At 66.0% G+C, this 15992-nt stretch carries 13 protein-coding genes; 8 read left to right on the plus strand and 5 right to left on the minus strand.

Annotation, left to right across the window (positions count from 1 at the left end; genetic code table 11):
* Positions 1-253: 253 nt before the first annotated feature.
* From JQ603_RS06520 to JQ603_RS06530, 3 genes are all read left to right on the plus strand, one after another.
* Positions 254-1744 carry an MFS transporter gene (locus tag JQ603_RS06520; protein WP_212337500.1) on the plus strand — a complete coding sequence of 497 codons (1491 nt, stop codon included), beginning with the start codon at positions 254-256 and terminating at the stop codon, positions 1742-1744.
* Positions 1745-1898: 154 nt separating this feature from the next.
* On the plus strand, positions 1899-2600 hold the full coding sequence (locus JQ603_RS06525) for a VIT1/CCC1 transporter family protein (protein WP_212337502.1): 702 nt from the start codon (positions 1899-1901) through the stop codon (positions 2598-2600).
* 5 nt (positions 2601-2605) lie between these two features.
* Positions 2606-3544, plus strand: a complete 939-nt coding sequence (locus tag JQ603_RS06530; RefSeq protein ID WP_212337504.1) for a TorF family putative porin — start codon at positions 2606-2608, stop codon at positions 3542-3544.
* Between the two features lie 23 nt (positions 3545-3567).
* Here JQ603_RS06530 and JQ603_RS06535 read toward each other — a convergent pair whose 3' ends face one another.
* Together JQ603_RS06535 and JQ603_RS06540 are read right to left on the minus strand one after the other, a co-directional pair.
* Positions 3568-4248, minus strand: a complete 681-nt coding sequence (locus JQ603_RS06535) for an RlmE family RNA methyltransferase (protein WP_212337506.1) — start codon at positions 4246-4248, stop codon at positions 3568-3570.
* 1 nt (position 4249) lies between these two features.
* Entirely contained in the window at positions 4250-5323 is a 1074-nt protein-coding gene (locus tag JQ603_RS06540; RefSeq protein WP_212337508.1) for a Ppx/GppA phosphatase family protein, read from the minus strand.
* A gap of 214 nt (positions 5324-5537) precedes the next feature.
* On the opposite strand from JQ603_RS06540, the gene JQ603_RS06545 reads away from it, so the two are divergent.
* Together JQ603_RS06545 and JQ603_RS06550 are read left to right on the plus strand one after the other, a co-directional pair.
* Positions 5538-7910, plus strand: a complete 2373-nt coding sequence (locus JQ603_RS06545; protein ID WP_212337510.1) for a xanthine dehydrogenase family protein molybdopterin-binding subunit — start codon at positions 5538-5540, stop codon at positions 7908-7910.
* A gap of 45 nt (positions 7911-7955) precedes the next feature.
* Positions 7956-8813, plus strand: coding sequence for a tetratricopeptide repeat protein (locus JQ603_RS06550; RefSeq protein ID WP_212337512.1), 858 nt, complete (start codon positions 7956-7958; stop codon positions 8811-8813).
* Between the two features lie 272 nt (positions 8814-9085).
* Here the strand turns inward: JQ603_RS06550 and JQ603_RS06555 are convergent, their stop codons facing one another.
* Positions 9086-9886 carry a hypothetical protein gene (locus tag JQ603_RS06555; RefSeq protein ID WP_212337514.1) on the minus strand — a complete coding sequence of 267 codons (801 nt, stop codon included), beginning with the start codon at positions 9884-9886 and terminating at the stop codon, positions 9086-9088.
* A 105-nt stretch (positions 9887-9991) separates the two neighbouring features.
* On the opposite strand from JQ603_RS06555, the gene JQ603_RS06560 reads away from it, so the two are divergent.
* The 3 genes from JQ603_RS06560 to JQ603_RS06570 all read left to right on the plus strand — a co-directional run bounded on the left by JQ603_RS06560 (position 9992) and on the right by JQ603_RS06570 (position 13498).
* Positions 9992-10495: a YaiI/YqxD family protein gene (locus JQ603_RS06560; RefSeq protein ID WP_212337516.1), complete on the plus strand. Its 504-nt coding sequence runs from the start codon at positions 9992-9994 to the stop codon at positions 10493-10495.
* 2 nt (positions 10496-10497) lie between these two features.
* Positions 10498-12309: an ABC-F family ATP-binding cassette domain-containing protein gene (locus tag JQ603_RS06565; protein ID WP_212337518.1), complete on the plus strand. Its 1812-nt coding sequence runs from the start codon at positions 10498-10500 to the stop codon at positions 12307-12309.
* Between the two features lie 109 nt (positions 12310-12418).
* Positions 12419-13498, plus strand: coding sequence for a D-TA family PLP-dependent enzyme (locus JQ603_RS06570; RefSeq protein WP_212337520.1), 1080 nt, complete (start codon positions 12419-12421; stop codon positions 13496-13498).
* 171 nt (positions 13499-13669) lie between these two features.
* Here the strand turns inward: JQ603_RS06570 and JQ603_RS06575 are convergent, their stop codons facing one another.
* Positions 13670-14890 (minus strand): NAD(P)/FAD-dependent oxidoreductase, encoded by a 1221-nt coding sequence (locus JQ603_RS06575; RefSeq protein WP_212338236.1) that lies wholly within the window; start codon positions 14888-14890, stop codon positions 13670-13672.
* On the minus strand, positions 14887-15804 hold the full coding sequence (locus JQ603_RS06580; protein ID WP_212337521.1) for an SDR family NAD(P)-dependent oxidoreductase: 918 nt from the start codon (positions 15802-15804) through the stop codon (positions 14887-14889). Before JQ603_RS06580 ends, JQ603_RS06575 begins: the two co-directional genes overlap by 4 nt.
* Between the last annotated feature and the right edge of the window lie 188 nt (positions 15805-15992).

Here is a 15992-nt window from a genome sequence, read left to right on the forward strand (position 1 = left end):
CCCGTGCGCGACCCACCCGCCGTCATTCCGGGGCGCGACGAAGCCCGGGGCCGGAATCCATCCGCCAGCGGGCCCCGCGGCCCCATGGATTCCGGGTTCGCGCCAGGTGGCGCGCCCCGGAATGACGAGACAGGGTCACACCGTTGTTACGCGGGATTTAGGTGCTATGCGTCGATCCGCAATGGTCGCGGCCCGGTGGCGGTGATAAGCCGCAACCCTCACCCCTCCTTCCGATTTTCGTTACCAATCCGTCATGGTCGACAAGCAACGCATCATTCCGCTGATCGTCGCCACTGCTCTCTTCATGGAGAACATGGATTCGACCGTCATCGCCACCTCGCTGCCGGCGATTGCGGCCGACATCGGCACCAGCCCCTTGACGCTGAAGCTTGCGATCACCTCCTACCTGCTGTCGCTCGCGGTATTCATCCCGGCGAGCGGCTGGACGGCCGACCGCTTCGGGGCGCGGATGGTGTTCGCGATCGCGGTCGGGGTGTTCATGGTCGGCTCGGTCGGTTGCGCGCTGTCGACCTCCGTCACCGACTTCGTGTTCGCGCGCATCCTGCAGGGCATGGGCGGGGCAATGATGACGCCGGTCGGGCGCCTCGTGCTGCTGCGCTCGGTCGACAAGAGCGCGCTGGTCAACGCCATGGCTTGGGTGACGGTCCCTGCCCTGATCGGCCCGGTGATCGGCCCACCGCTCGGCGGTTTCATCACGACCTACGCATCCTGGCACTGGATCTTCCTGATCAACATCCCGATCGGGCTGCTCGGCATCTTCATGGCGCTGCGCTTCATCGACCCGATCAAGAGCGAGGAACGCGAGCCGTTCGACCTCTACGGCATGGTGCTGGCGGGCATTGGCCTTGCCGGCATCGCCTTCGGCCTGTCGGTCGCCGGGCTCAACCTCCTGCCCTGGAGCACCGTCGCCGCGCTGATCGCGGGCGGCGCGATCTCGATGACGCTCTACGTCATTCACGCAAGGCGCACGGGCTCGCCGGTGCTCGATTTCTCGCTCCTGAAGCTGCCCACGCTGCGCGCGGCCGTGTTCGGCGGTTTCATGTTCCGGCTCGGCATCGGTGCGCTGCCGTTCCTGCTGCCGCTCTTGATGCAGATCGGCTTCGGCCTGTCGCCGTTCCATTCCGGCCTTGTCACCTTCGCCTCCTCGCTCGGTGCGATGGGCATGAAGACGCTGGCCGCGCGCATCATCCGCACCTTCGGCTTCCGCAACCTGATGACGGTGAACGCGATCGTCAGCGCGTTCTTCCTCGCCGTCTGCGCGCTGTTCACGGTGACGACGCCGCTGCTCATCATCATGGTCATCCTGGTGGTCGGCGGCTTCTTCCGCTCGCTGGAGTTCACCGCGATCAACACGGTCGCCTACGCCGACGTCGAAACCGCGCAGATGAGCCGGGCCACCACGCTCGTCAGCGTCAACCAGCAGCTCGCGGTCTCCGCCGGCGTCGCCGTCGGCGCGGCCTGCGTGGAAACGACGATGTGGTTCCACCATATCAGCGAGATCGACGCCACGGTGTTCGCGCCGGCCTTCGTCGTGGTCGCGTTGACCTCGGCGGCATCGAGCTGGTTCTTCTGGCAGATGCCCGTCGACGCCGGCCACGAGATCTCCGGTCGCAAGGCGGTCGAGATCGCGAGCCGCAAGGGCGCCGGCAAGGGCGCGGAGAAGGCCGCGGTGAAGGCGGCAACGGAAGACACGCAGGACGTGCGGGATCAGCGGCTGGGATAAAGCGCGATGAGGCCGGAGCGACGTCGGTCAGAACCCGACGTCGTAAAATCGTCCTCGATGGACTGAAGGGCACGGGCGACGCCCAGCCGGCCCAGTCCACTCATGCCCAGGCCTTTGACTTAGCTCAAAGGGCGACAGCCGGACGTGAGCCTCGATGGCACCTGCAACGGTGATCGAAGACCAGGCCATGGGCGCTTTATTGGGACCGGATACTCCCCTCGGGGGCGTACTTGATCCGATGGAACGGATCTCGGAGACCTTGTTCGGGCTGATCATGGCCCTCACCTTCATTTGCTCCCTCGGTATCGCGACCGGCACCAATATCAACATTCAGACGATGCTGATCGGTGCGCTCGGCTGCAATCTCGCCTGGGGCATTGTCGACGGCGGTCTCTATCTGCTGGGGCGCATCAATGAGCGGGGAAACAAGGTTTTGACAGTCCGCGCGATACGGGAGGCGCCGGATCCCGAAGCAGCACGCCGCGTCATTGCCGAGGCGCTGCCGCCGGAATTGTCGACCATGTTGCCCGTCGAGCAATTGGAATCGATGCGGCAACGATTGCAACAATTGCCGGAACCGGCTCGCGGTCCAGGGCTGACGAAACACGACTGGACCGGAGCGCTGGGCCTTTGCCTGCTGAGCTTCCTGTCGACCTTCCCGGTGGTCATCCCGTTTGTGTTCGTGAGCGACGCCAGACTGGCGCTGCGCATTTCCTACGCCGTCGCTATCCTGATGCTGTTCTGTTGCGGTTACGTGTTCGGGATCCGTAGCGGGCTACGGCCTTTGGCGGCGGGACTTGCCATGGTGGCCCTCGGGAGTACGCTGGTTGGCATCGCGGTCGCTCTTGGAGGATGATCGACTTGCGGCGACACGACACATCGTTTCGGGGTGCAAGCGGGGCCTCGTTTGCCGCATTGGCCGGGTTGTGGCTTGCGCCACTGACCGGCGGTTTGGCGCTGGCTGAATCTCCCGGTCCGGGCGGCGCGATCGGCCTTGGCAACCGCGGATGGTCGGCGGCCGACACCAACCACGCAACGCCTGGCGACGAGCTCGAATTCAGCGCGCGCGCAGGGCTTGCATCCGACTACATCTATCGCGGGACCACGCTTTCCGATCATGGCCCCGCGGCCGGCGCCGCCTTCGAAACAAGATGGGGCCAGCTCTATGCCGGAACCACGGTCGCGACCGTCAAGCTGCCGACCCAGCCGGCCGCCGAATTCACCGTTGCCGCCGGCATGCGAAAGCAGATTGCAACGATCGACTTTGATCTTGGCGCGACCTATTTCGCCTATCCCGGTGAACGACTTCCTGGCGAGACCAACGGCATCAATTATTGGGAGATCGTTGTCCGCGGCGATCGACGCATCGGCGATCAGGTCCGCGTCGCCGGCGGTTACGCCTATTCTCCTAACGTCTCGAACACCGGCGCCTGGAGCCAATATGTGGCGGGGGGAGTTGGCTTCGACGTGCCGGAACGATTTCTTCCGCAGAACCTGACCGTGTCGTTCACCACCGCCGCCGGCTATTCCTGGTTTGGCAACCAGACCTTGCAACTCGGCGGCTTCCCGCTGCCTGCCTATCTCAACTGGCAAGCGGGCGTGACCTTCACGCACAAGGCGCTCAACCTCGATCTCCGCTACTACGACACCAATCTGTCGAAGGAGAACTGCTTCGTCTTTACGGGCGATCCAAATGCGCGGCCGGGCGGTCGCGCCAATCCGATCACCAACCCGGACGGCCTGGTCTCGAACTGGTGCGGCGCGACATTCGTTGCCAAGGTCTGGTTTGCGCTCAACTAGGCGAAGGGAGTGACTGTCGGATCCTAACGGTCGCCCCGAAACCCTGTCGCCAGCACGTAACGCTCGGACGAGTCCTGCCGGCTCGCGGCGGGCTTGACGTGGCGCACCGTGGCAAAGTCGCGCTTGAGCTGGGCGAGCAGCTCGGCGTCGGCGCCGCTCTGGAATGTCTTGGCCAGGAACGCGCCGCCGGGCTTGAGCACATCGCAGGCAAACGCCGCGGCGGTCTCGACGAGGCCGACGATGCGGAGCTGGTCGGTCTTGCGGTGGCCGGTGGTGTTGGCGGCCATGTCGGACATCACGACGTCGGCGCCGCCGCCCAGCATCGCCGTGAGCTTGCTCGGGGCGTCATTGTCCATGAAATCGAGCTGCGCGAAATCGACGCCGGGAATCTCCGGCATCTCCAGGAGGTCGATGGCGACGACCTTGCCCTTGCCTTCGACCGAGCCGACGCGCTTGGCGGCGATCTGGCTCCAGCCGCCGGGCGCTGCGCCAAGGTCGACCACGGCCATGCCTGGCTTCAGAAGCCGAAACTTGTCGTCCATCTCGAGCAGCTTGAACGCGGCGCGCGAGCGATAGCCCGCGGCTTTGGCTTTCGCGACATAGGGATCGTTGAGCTGCCGCTCCAGCCACAGCTTCGACGACAGCTTGCGCTTGCCGCCGGTCTTGACCTGGACGTGCAAGCGGCCGGTGGTGTCTTTCGCCATCTCACCAGCTCCTGAGCGCACCGTCCTCGCGCATCATCTCGACCAGCATGCCCTCGCGCAGGCCGCGGTCGGCGACGCGCAGGCGCGGCAGCGGAAAGGCGTGCCTGATGGCGTCGAGGATCGCGCAGCCCGCCAGCACGAGGTCGGCGCGCTCGACGCTGATGCAGCTGTTGTTCGCGCGCTCCTCGTAGCTCATGCCGAGCAGCTTGTTGATGGTCGCGGTGATGTCGGCATCGTTCATCCAGATGCTGTCGATGCGGCGGCGGTCGTAGCGCGGCAGATTGAGATGGATGCCGGCCAGCGTCGTCACCGTGCCCGACGTGCCGAGCAAATGCATCTCAGTGAGATCGCGGCCATGCTCCTCGGCGAACGGCGCAACGTGATTTGCGACCTCGCGCTCCATCGCGGCGTAGATCTCCGGCGTCACGTCGCGGCCGCCGAACTGCTCGGCGAGCGTGACCACGCCGAAGGGGATCGACATCCAGGCTTTGATGCGCGGCTCCGGATTGCTGGGATCGCGCTCGATCCGCACCAGTTCGGTCGAGCCGCCGCCGATGTCGAACAGGATGGCGCCGCGCCCCCTCGGGTCGACCAGCGGCGAGCAGCCGAGCACCGCGAGCGAGGCCTCGGTCTCGCGGTCGATCACCTCGAGCTCGATCCCGGTCTCAGCCGCGACGCGGCTGCGGAACCCCTCCGCGTTCGAAGCCGCGCGGCAGGCTTCGGTCGCGATCAGCCGCAACCGCCGCGCCTTGCGCAGATTGATCTTGTCGCGGCAGATGCTGAGCGCCGCGATGGCGCGCTCGATCGCGGCCTCGCTGATCGAGCCGGTCGCCGAGACCCCCTCGCCGAGCCGGATGATGCGCGAGAAGGAATCGACCACGCGAAAGCCGTCCTGGGTCGGACAGGCGATCAGCAGCCTGCAATTGTTGGTGCCGAGGTCCAGCGCCGCATAGACGCCGGTTCCGGCCACTTGCGCGGGGACGGCCGGTTCGGTGGCCAACGCCACCGCCGCCATCGACCCCTCCAGCTCACCGTGCAGCCCATGGCCGTCGCGGAGCCGCGTGTGGTCATTCATACAAACTGTCTTTCCGCGGCCGGTCGGGCCGATCTGGAATTGCTTTTTCGCCTGAAACATTAGCAGCGCGGCAGACCTGCGCAACAACGCATCACATAGGACCATGCCCATTCGTGCGTTGTCGTGAACGGGGTGGTGGGTTATCTGATGGGGGTCCGGCCCCCCTCCAGGCGCCCGCGAAATCGCGCAATTGCCGGCTTTTCAGGTCGATTCCATGCAAGAACACACCAAATCGTCCACGCTCGAAAACGCTATTGCACTGCAAAAATATGGCGTCGGGCAGCCCGTCCGCCGCAAGGAGGACGACACCCTGGTGCGCGGCAAGGGCCGCTACACCGACGATTTCAACCTGCCCGGCCAGGCCTATGCCGTGGTGGTCCGCTCGACCCATGCCCATGGCGTCATCCGCGGCATCGGTATCGACGGCGCCAAGGCAATGCCGGGCGTGCTGGGGGTGTGGACCGGCAAGGACCTCGACGCCGCCGGCTATGGCCCCTTCACCTGCGGCCTGCCGCTGAAGAGCCGCGACGGCTCGCCCCTGCTCCAGACCAACCGCCAGCCGCTGGCGACCGACAAAGTGCGCTTCGTCGGCGATCCCGTCGCCTTCGTGGTGGCGGAGACGCTGGCCCAGGCGCGCGACGCGGCCGAGGCCGTCGAGCTCGACATCGAGCCGCTGCCTGCGGTGACCGATCCCGAAGAAGCCGCCCAGCCCGGCGCGCCGCAGCTTTACGACCACATCCCGAACAATGTCGCGCTCGACTACCACTATGGCGACATGGACAAGGTCAATGCGGCCTTTGCCGGCGCCGCCCACGTCACCAAGATCGACATCGAGAACACCCGCGTCGCCGTGGTCTCGATGGAGCCGCGCGTTGGGCTCGCCTCCTACGACAAGAAGACCGAGCGCTACACGCTTCAGGTGCCGACGCAGGGCGTCGCCGGCAACCGCGCCAACCTCGCCAAGAACCTGAAGGTGCCGAACGAGAAGGTGCGCATCCTCACCGCCAATGTCGGCGGCTCCTTCGGCATGAAGAACATCAACTATCCCGAATACATGTGCATCCTGTACGCGGCGAGGGCACTGGGACGCCCGGTGAAGTGGCTCGACGAGCGCTCCACCAGCTTCCTCTCCGACAGCCACGGCCGCGCGCAGAAGATCCATGCCGAGCTGGCGCTCGATGCCGAGGGGCACTTTCTTGCAGCGAAGCTTTCGGGCTACGGCAATCTCGGCGCCTACATCACCGGCGTCGCGCCGGGACCGCTCTCGCTCAACACCGGCAAGAATTTCTCCAGCGTCTACCGCACGCCGCTGATGGGCGTCGACATCAAGACGGTGCTGACCAACACCACGCTGATGGGCGCCTATCGCGGCGCTGGCCGGCCCGAGGCGAACTATTACATGGAGCGGCTGATCGACCGCGCCGCCGACGAGATGGGCATCAATCGCCTGACCTTGCGCAAGCGCAACTTCATCAAGCCGAACCAGATCCCGTTCGCGGCGTCCTCCGGCGTCACCTATGACAGCGGCGACTTCCAGGCGGTGTTCAACAAGGCGCTCGACATCTCCGACCACGAGAACTTCGCCAAGCGCAAGAAGGAGAGCAAGAAGACCGGCAAGCTGCGCGGCATCGCCGTCGGCTCCTATCTCGAGGTCACCGCGCCGCCGAGCCCCGAGCTCGGCAAGATCGTGTTCGATGCTGACGGCACCGTGCAGCTCATCACCGGCACGCTCGATTACGGCCAGGGCCATGCCACGCCGTTCGCGCAGGTGCTGTGCGAGCAGCTGGGCGTGCCCTTCGAGAGCGTGAAGCTCGTGCAGGGCGACAGCGACATCGTCCACACCGGCAACGGCACCGGCGGCTCGCGCTCGATCACCGCGAGCGGCCAGGCCATCGTGGGGGCCGCCAAGCTCGTCATCGAAAAAGGCAAGCGCGCGGCCGCGCACATGCTGGAAGCGTCCGAAGCCGACATCGAGTTCGCCGATGGCAGCTTCACCATCGCCGGTACCGACCGCAGCATCGACATCATGGAGCTCGCCAAGAAGCTGCATGACGGCAAGGTGCCGGACGGCGTGCCTGACTCGCTCGATGTCGACCACACCAGCGATCCGGTCGCCTCCGCGTTCCCGAACGGCTGCCATGTCGCCGAGGTCGAGATCGACCCGGAGACCGGCGTGGTCCAGATCGTGCGCTACAGCGCGGTGAACGATTTCGGCACGGTGATCAATCCGCTGCTGGTCGCAGGCCAGCTCCATGGCGGCGTGGTCCAGGGCATCGGCCAGGCGCTGATGGAGCATGTCCGCTACGACGAGAGCGGCCAGCCGATCACAGGCTCGCTGATGGACTACGCCCTGCCCCGCGCCGAGGACGTGCCGTTCATGACGGTCGGCGACCATGCGGTGCCCGCCACGACCAACCCGCTCGGCAGCAAGGGCTGCGGCGAAGCCGGTTGCGCCGGCAGCCTCTCGACCGTGGTGAACGCCGTGCTCGACGCGCTGTCGGACTACGGCATCAAGCATATCGACATGCCGCTGACCCCGGAACGGGTTTGGCGCGCGATCCAGGACGCGAAGGGCAAGGCGGTGTAAGGGCAGAATCTTCCCGTCCGACATGACACCATTGGCAGTGGCGGCATGCTGCGACGACTGAAGATCATCTTCCATTACTTCCGCGCCGACGCCGCCATGCGGCGCGATCAGTTCGATCGCGCTGCGGAACGGCTGAGCAAGGTCCTGGAGCTCGACCCTGCCAACCCCGCCGCCTATCATGACCGGGGCGTGGCGCAGCAGGGACTAGGCGACTACCGCGGGTCGATCGCCGACTTCGACAGATCCATAGCCATCGCCCCGCGCATGGCGAACGCCTATAGCAGCCGTGGAGTTTCCTGGAAGTTTCTGGGAAATTTCGATCGCGTCATTTCGGATCAGCTCGCAGCCATCGCGCTGTCCCCGCGTCTTGCAAACGCCCATACCGAGCTCGGGGCGGCCTATTTCTGCAAACTTGATTTCGACAGCGCCGTCCGTAGCCTGACGACGGCGATCGATCTGGCGCCCAAAGACCCCAACTGCCTCAAGCAGCGCGGCCTGGCTCACTTCTGCCGCGGAGATTTCAGGGCTGCGATCCCGGACCTACAACGCGCCTTTGAGATCGCGAACGACACCTACGCCCTGTTGTTCCTGCATCTTGCGCGCGCCAGGGCGAGCGAGGATGCGGCAGCGGCGCTGGAGATGGACGCAGCCAAGGTCAGAATCTGGCATTGGCCATCCGCCGTAGTCGGCCTTTACCTGGGGCGGCTCTCCGCCGACGCGACGATCGCAGCCGCGAGCACGCCGGACGATGCCGGCGAAGCACAATTCTATCTGGGGCAGTGGCACCTGTTCCGCGGAGAGCGCGCGGAGGCAAGGAAGGCGTTGCAGGCGGCCGCCGAGGCCTGCCCGCCGTGGTTCAGCGAACATGTCGCCGCCATCGCGGAGTTGCAGCGGCTGGGGTGAGCGGCCTCGCTACGTTGTCGCATCCGAACCCACAACTGTCGTCGCCCGGCTTGACCGGGCGACCCAGTATTTCAGAGACGGCGCGGCTGAGATCGATTGGCCGCGGCGTACTGGATGCCCCGGTCAAGCCGGGGCATCACAGCGTCTGAATATGATCAAGTCGTTCCGGGGCGATGCGAAGCATCGAACTACGGTGCGCACTTTGCGCACCTGAGAACCTCGAGATTCCGGGTTCGGTCCTGCGGACCGCCCCGGAATGACAGCGCGAAACGCTACGCCGCCGCCTGCTCGCGCGGCTGGTAGATCGCGGTGTGCTGGCAGTGGGCTATCGGCGTTTTGCCGTTGGCGACGACGAGCGCGTCGAGTTCGACGAAGCGGTGACCCTTCTTCTCGTAGTTTGCAGTGACCTTTGCGCGCGCGGTGATCTCGTCGCCGGCGCGCGCGGCTGACAGCAGCTGCATACGGCTGCCGACGTGGATCCATGGCCCCAGGATCGTGTTGTCGACGAGGATGCGGTTCATGACCCGCTGGATCAGGCCGGGATGGCCGAGCCCCTCGCGCGCGAAAACCGGATCGGTCTCCCTGACGTCAGCGAGATAATCGGCGGCGTCCTGCCCGGCCCAGCGGCGCGGCGTTGTGCCGAGCCATTTGCCTGTTTCGAACGTCGCGGGACTGACCGGCTTGCGCTCGGCGATCGCGGGGACTTCGACATAGTCACTCAGCGATACCGCTGGCACAACCGCGGGCAACACGGCCGTCCCGGTGGCGCAGAGTTCAGTGCGGCTGAAGACCTCGATCGTCAGCAGGCCATTGTGCTCGGTGGCGTCGACATCGGCAGCCTCGCCGTCATAAACCGGCTTGATGAAGCGCGCCTCGACCAGGCCGCGGCTGAGGAAATCGTGGCCCCAGCGTGCGATCGGCACGTGCATCATGTAGGCGAAGACATCGACGCCGGGCACCAGCCCGCCCTCGAAGCCGAAGCGGCGCGCCACCGTGTCGTCATGCATCCTGTTTTCGGACTGTTTTGCGGTGTTGTAGGCCTCGACGCGGTAGGTTTCGAGCCGGTTCGGCATGCTGGGCCTTCCCTGTTTTTGTTATTTCAGGCCCGATCGTAGGGACCGGGGAACAGCGGTCAATCCCCTCGCCTTTGCGGCCCGAATGGGGTACCACGCGGCGGAATGACCGAGACCCCTACCCGCATCTATGTCGACGCCGACGCCTGTCCGGTGAAGGACGAAATCTACCGCGTCGCGATCCGGCACGGCGTGCCCGTGAGCGTGGTCGCCGGCAATTTCATCCGCGTGCCGCAGGACCCGTTGATCGAGCGCATCGCGGCGGGCGCCGGCATGGACGCCGCCGACGACTGGATCGCCGAGCGGGCCCGGCACGGTGACGTCGTCATCACCGCGGACATCCCGCTCGCAAGCCGCTGCGTGAAGGCTGGCGCCGATGTCATCGCCCCGAACGGAAAACCGTTCACGGAGGAGTCGATTGGCATGACGCTGGCGGTGCGCAACCTGATGACGGATTTGCGCTCGGCAGGCGAAGTCACGGGCGGTCCGCGCTCGTTCGCGCCGCGCGACCGCTCCACCTTCCTCTCGGCGCTCGACCAGACGCTGCGCCGGATCCAGCGCCGCCGCGCCGATCAAGCCGCAACGAGCCAGAATTTGAGTCAAGGCTGATCATGGCGCCGCCGCTGATCCAACTGAAAGACATCAGGCTGACTTTTGGCGGCACGCCGCTGCTGTCGGGCGTCGAGCTCAACGTCGCGCCAGGCGAGCGCGTCTGCCTGATCGGCCGCAACGGCTCGGGCAAGTCGACGCTGCTCAGAATCGCGGCGGGCCTTGTCGAGCCCGACAGCGGAACGCGCTTCGTGCAGCCGGGCGCGACCGTCCGCTATTTGCCGCAGGAGCCGGACTTCGGCGACCACAAGACCACGCTCGCCTATGTCGAGTCCGGGCTCGCGCCGGGTGACGACCATCACCAGGCGCGCTACCTTCTCGAGCAGCTTGGTCTCACCGGCGATGAGAACCCGCATAATCTTTCCGGCGGCGAGGCGCGTCGCGCCGCGCTCGCCTGCGTGCTGGCGCCCTCACCCGACATATTGCTGCTGGACGAGCCCACCAACCATCTCGACCTCTCCACCATCGAGTGGCTGGAGCAGGAGCTCGACAGCCGCCGCGGCGCGCTGGTGATCATCAGCCATGACCGCCGCTTCCTCACCAATCTCTCGCGCGCGACGGCATGGCTCGACCGCGGCAAGATCAAGCAGATCGACCGCGGCTTCGCCTCGTTCGAGGCTTGGCGCGACGAGGTGCTCGCGGAAGAAGAGCGCGACCAGCACAAGCTCGACCGCAAGATCGTCGACGAGGAGCACTGGCTCCGCCACGGCGTCTCGGGCCGGCGCAAGCGCAACGTCAAGCGCCTCGCCAATCTGCACGCGCTACGCGACCAGCGCCGCAACTATCGCGGCACCGCCGGCACCGCCAGTCTCGCGGCGGCGGAAGCCGAGCAATCCGGCAAGCTGGTGATCGAGGCCAAGGGCATCACCAAGGCCTATGGCGAGAGAAAGATCGTCGAGAATTTCTCGACGCGTATCCAGCGCGGCGACCGGCTCGGCATCATCGGCCCGAACGGCGCCGGCAAGACCACGCTGGTCAATCTGCTCATCGGCGGCACGGAGCCCGATTCCGGCACGGTGCGGCTTGGTGCCAATCTGGAGACAGCCACGCTCGACCAGCACCGCGAAAGCCTCGATCCCAAGTCGACGCTGGCCGAGGCGCTGACCGGCGGCCGTGGCGATCAGATCATGGTCGGCGGCAAGCCGAAGCACGTGGTCGGCTACATGAAGGACTTCCTGTTCGCCCAGGAGCAGCGCGGCACGCCGGTGGAGGTGCTCTCCGGCGGCGAGCGCGGCCGGCTGATGCTGGCGCGCGCGCTGGCGAAGCCGTCGAACCTGCTGGTGCTGGACGAGCCGACCAATGATCTCGACCTGGAGACGCTCGACGTGCTCGAGGAGATGCTCGGCGACTACGAGGGCACCGTCATCCTGATCAGCCACGACCGCGATTTCCTCGACCGCGTCGTCACCTCCGTGATCGCGCCTGAAGGCAACGGCAAGTGGATCGAATATGCCGGCGGCTATAGCGACATGCTGGCGCAGCGCGGCGCGGATCTGAAGCGCGAGACCACGAAGGCGCAAGCTCCTGCGGAGAAGAAAGAGGAGCGCGCCGCTGCTCCGTCGTCGGCGCCGAAGCGGAAGCTCAGCTTCAACGAGAAGCATGCACTGGAAACGCTGCCGAAGAAGATGGAAACGCTTCACGCCGATATTGCAAAATTGCAGCGCGTGCTCGACGATCCCAACCTCTACGCCAAAGACCGCAAGAAATTCGACGATACGTCCGCTGCCATCGCCAAGGCGCACGAGGAACTCTCCGCCGCCGAAGAGCGCTGGCTCGAACTCGAAATGCTTCGCGAAGAGATTGAACAGGCATGAATTCGTAGGATGGGTAGAGCGCAGCGAAACCCATCGCGCAACGGAAATTGGTTCTGATGGGTTTCGCTTCGCTCTACCCATCCTACGGGTCCGGAAATAGAGAGATCATATGACCACTCCCCTCGCCGCAAGAATCGCCCGCGAATACGGCACGCCCTGCGCCGTCATCGACATGGACCGGGTCGAGCGCAACATCGCGCGGATCCAGAAGGCCTGCGACGACGCCGGCATCGCCAATCGCCCGCACATCAAGACGCACAAGAACCCGACGATTGCCAAGATGCAGGTCGCGGCCGGCGCCAGGGGCATCACCTGCCAGAAGCTCGGCGAGGCCGAGATCATGGCCAATGCCGGCATCGACGACATCCTGATCAGCTACAATCTCCTCGGCGACGAGAAGATGGCGCGGCTCGGTGCGTTGCAGGCAAAGGCGAACATGACGGTGGCCGCCGATAACTCGACCGTCGTCGCCGGCCTGCCCAAGGCCGCCGCTGCGTCCGGCCGTCCGCTCTCGGTCGTGGTCGAGTGCGACACCGGCCGCAAGCGCGCGGGTGTCGAGACGCCGGCCGAGGCGATCGCGCTGGCGCGCGAGATCGCGACGTCCAAGGGACTGCAGTTCGCCGGCTTCATGCTGTATCCGACCGAGACCGGCTGGGCCGATGCGCAGAAGTTCTACGACGAAGCGCTGGCCGGCGTGCGCGCGCACGGGCTCGACGCAAAAATCGTCTCGACCGGCGGCACGCCGAACCTCGTCAACATCGGCAAGCTCAAGGGCGGCACCGAGCACCGTTTCGGCACCTACATCTACAACGACCGCATGCAGGTCGCAGCCGGCTCCGCCACCTGGGACGACTGCGCGCTGCATATCTATTCGACGGTGGTGAGCCGCGCCGCGCCCGAGCGCGGCATTCTCGACGCCGGCTCGAAGACGCTGACCACGGACACCGGCGGGCTCGACGGCCACGGCCTGATCCTGGAGCATCCCGAAGCCAAGATCGCAAAATTCGCCGAGGAGCACGGCTTCCTCGACCTCTCCCGCAGCAACACAAGGCCGAATGTCGGCGATGTCGTCCGCATCGTGCCGAACCACGTCTGCGTCGTCGTCAACATGATGGACGAGGTGGTGATGGTCCGCGGTGAGGAGATCATCGGCACGCTGCCGGTGGCGGCACGCGGGAAGCTGCGGTAGGCGCCGGAGCACCCGCGCATCCTTCGAGGCTCGGCCTCCGGTGCTAGCCGCACCGGAGGCCGAGCACCTCAGGATGACGCTCTCGTCAATCTGTCGTCGCGATTGCGCTCTCTCGTAGCCGTCACCCTGAGGTGGCCGCTTCTTCAGCGGCCCTCGAAGGGCGGCGGCGTTCTAAGAGCGCTTCAGCCACGCTAGCACGCCCCTGCCCGCGGCCGCCCCCGTCGCGAACGAGGCCTGCAGCAGATATCCGCCGGTCGGGGCCTCCCAATCCAGCATCTCGCCAGCTGCGAACACGCCGGGCAATTTGCGCAGCATGAGGCGGTCGTCGAACTCGTCGAAGGTGATCCCGCCCGCCGTCGAGATCGCACGATCGATCGGAGCTACTCCGGTGAGCTGAAGCGGCATGGCGTTGATAAGCCGCGCGAGCTCGGCCGGCGAGAACGAGGCCAGCGGCCGGCCCGATGCAATCGCCGCCTCCTGCATCAGGCCGATGCCGACCGGCGACAATTGCGCGGCCTTCCGCAGGAAGTTTGCGAGCGATTGCTTGCCGCGCGTGCCTAACAGGCGCTCGGTCAGCGCGGCCGTATCGAGATCAGGCCGCAAGGCGATCATCAGCGTCGCCTGTCCAAGACCCAGCACCGTCTCACGCAGCTCCGCCGACAGCGCATAAATCGCGCCACCTTCTAGGCCGCTGCGGGTGATCATGGCTTCGCCGCGCACCGTGTGCGCGCCGATCGTCAGCGCCACGCCCTTGAGCGGCTGGCCCTCGAAACGGTCTCGGAACACATCGGACCATGCGACCGTGAAGCCGGAATTGGCCGGTCGAAGCTTCGAGACGGCAATGCCCTTGGCAGCGAGAATGTCGACCCAGCCGCCATCCGAGCCCAGTCGCGGCCAGCTTGCGCCGCCGAGCGCGAGCACGGTTGCGTCCGCGGCGAAGGCGAGCGTGCCGTTGGGGGTTTGAAACTGCAGCCGCCCCTGCCCGTCCCATCCGGTCCAGCGATGCCGAAAAGCGAATTGCACGCCGGCCGCATCCAGCCGCCGCAACCAGGCGCGGAGCAATGGCGAGGCCTTGAACGTTTTTGGAAACACGCGCCCGCTGCTGCCGACGAAGGTCAACTGCCCAAGTGCCGCACTCCAGTCACGCAGCGCATCGGGCGGAAACGCTTCGACCGCGGCGCGCAAATGCGGCATCGCCTCACGGTAGCGGGCGAGGAAATCCGGCAGCGGCTCGGTGTGGGTGAGGTTGAGGCCGCCGCGGCCCGCCATCAAAAATTTGCGGCCCGCGGACGGCATGGCGTCATAGACGGTGACGCGGGCACCGCCTTGCGCCAGCACCTCCGCCGCCATCAGCCCGGCGGGACCGGCACCGATGACGGCAACGTCAGTCAGAGCTTGATCCCCGCCCGCGCTGCGGCTTGCGCCACATATTTCTGCGTCTGCTCGAACGCGCCCTGCAGCGCCCTCGCCTTCGACATGTCGCTGATCTCGGCGAAGTGGGCGGCGATCGCGTCGGGCGTCCATTCGGGCTCCGGCAGGTTGATGCCTTCGCTCTCCACGATCTTGATCACGGCGAAGGAGCCGGCGCCGGCGCCCATGATGGTGCGGGTCGGCGCGTCCTCGCTCAGCATGTACTCGACCGCGGGCGTGATCGCGTTCGGCTTCATCAACTGCAGCGCCTGCGGCGGCAGCAGCTCTTCGGTCATGCGGGTCGCCGCGGTCGGCGAGATGATGTTGACGCGGATGTTGGTCTTGCGGCCTTCCTCGGCGAGCACGTTCATCAGGCCGACCATGCCCGATTTCGCCGCGCCGTAATTGGCCTGGCCGAAATTGCCGTAGAGGCCGGAGGACGAGGTCGTCAGCACGATGCGGCCGTAGTTGCGGTCGCGCATGCCGGCCCAGGCGGCCTTGCAGCAATAGAAGGTGCCGACGAGATGCACGTCCAGCACCTTCTGGAAATCGGCCGCTTCCATCTTGCCGAACGACTTGTCGCGCAAAATGCCGGCATTGGCGCACATCAGATCGACGCTGCCCCACTCCTTGGTGGCGCGCTCGACCATGGCGGTGACCTGCTCGAAATTGGAGACGTCGGCGCCGTCGGCCATCGCGATGCCGCCGGCTTTACGGATCTCCTCGACCACGGCTTCCGCCGGCGACAGCGAGCCGCCGGTGCCGTCGCGCGCGCCGCCGAAATCGTTGACCACGACCTTGGCGCCGCGGCTCGCCAGCCCCAGCGCATGCGCGCGTCCGAGACCATTGCCTGCGCCGGTGACGATGGCGACGCGTCCGTCGAACCTGATTGCCATGAGTGTTTCCTTTCTTCCTTCTCCCCTTGTGGGAGAAGGTGGCGCGCAACGCGCGCCGGATGAGGGGCATATCTCGGCAGCCGAGTTCGTGGAGAGATACCCCTCACCCGGCCTCGCGTTCCGCGAAGCCACCCTCTCCCACAAGGAGAGAGGGTGCACCGAGCGCGATTTGGTCAGCTTTTGAGCAG

Source organism: Bradyrhizobium liaoningense (assembly GCF_018130825.1).
Taxonomy (GTDB): domain Bacteria; phylum Pseudomonadota; class Alphaproteobacteria; order Rhizobiales; family Xanthobacteraceae; genus Bradyrhizobium; species Bradyrhizobium liaoningense_B.

Coding starts and splice junctions, on each gene's coding strand:
- JQ603_RS06520 (WP_212337500.1), top strand. CDS start 254: ATGGTCGACAAGCAACGCATCATTCCGCTGATCGTCGCCACTGCTCTC.
- JQ603_RS06525 (WP_212337502.1), top strand. CDS start 1,899: ATGGCACCTGCAACGGTGATCGAAGACCAGGCCATGGGCGCTTTATTG.
- JQ603_RS06535 (WP_212337506.1), bottom strand. CDS start 4,248: ATGGCGAAAGACACCACCGGCCGCTTGCACGTCCAGGTCAAGACCGGC.
- JQ603_RS06540 (WP_212337508.1), bottom strand. CDS start 5,323: ATGAATGACCACACGCGGCTCCGCGACGGCCATGGGCTGCACGGTGAG.
- JQ603_RS06545 (WP_212337510.1), top strand. CDS start 5,538: ATGCAAGAACACACCAAATCGTCCACGCTCGAAAACGCTATTGCACTG.
- JQ603_RS06550 (WP_212337512.1), top strand. CDS start 7,956: ATGCTGCGACGACTGAAGATCATCTTCCATTACTTCCGCGCCGACGCC.
- JQ603_RS06555 (WP_212337514.1), bottom strand. CDS start 9,886: ATGCCGAACCGGCTCGAAACCTACCGCGTCGAGGCCTACAACACCGCA.
- JQ603_RS06560 (WP_212337516.1), top strand. CDS start 9,992: ATGACCGAGACCCCTACCCGCATCTATGTCGACGCCGACGCCTGTCCG.
- JQ603_RS06565 (WP_212337518.1), top strand. CDS start 10,498: ATGGCGCCGCCGCTGATCCAACTGAAAGACATCAGGCTGACTTTTGGC.
- JQ603_RS06570 (WP_212337520.1), top strand. CDS start 12,419: ATGACCACTCCCCTCGCCGCAAGAATCGCCCGCGAATACGGCACGCCC.
- JQ603_RS06580 (WP_212337521.1), bottom strand. CDS start 15,804: ATGGCAATCAGGTTCGACGGACGCGTCGCCATCGTCACCGGCGCAGGC.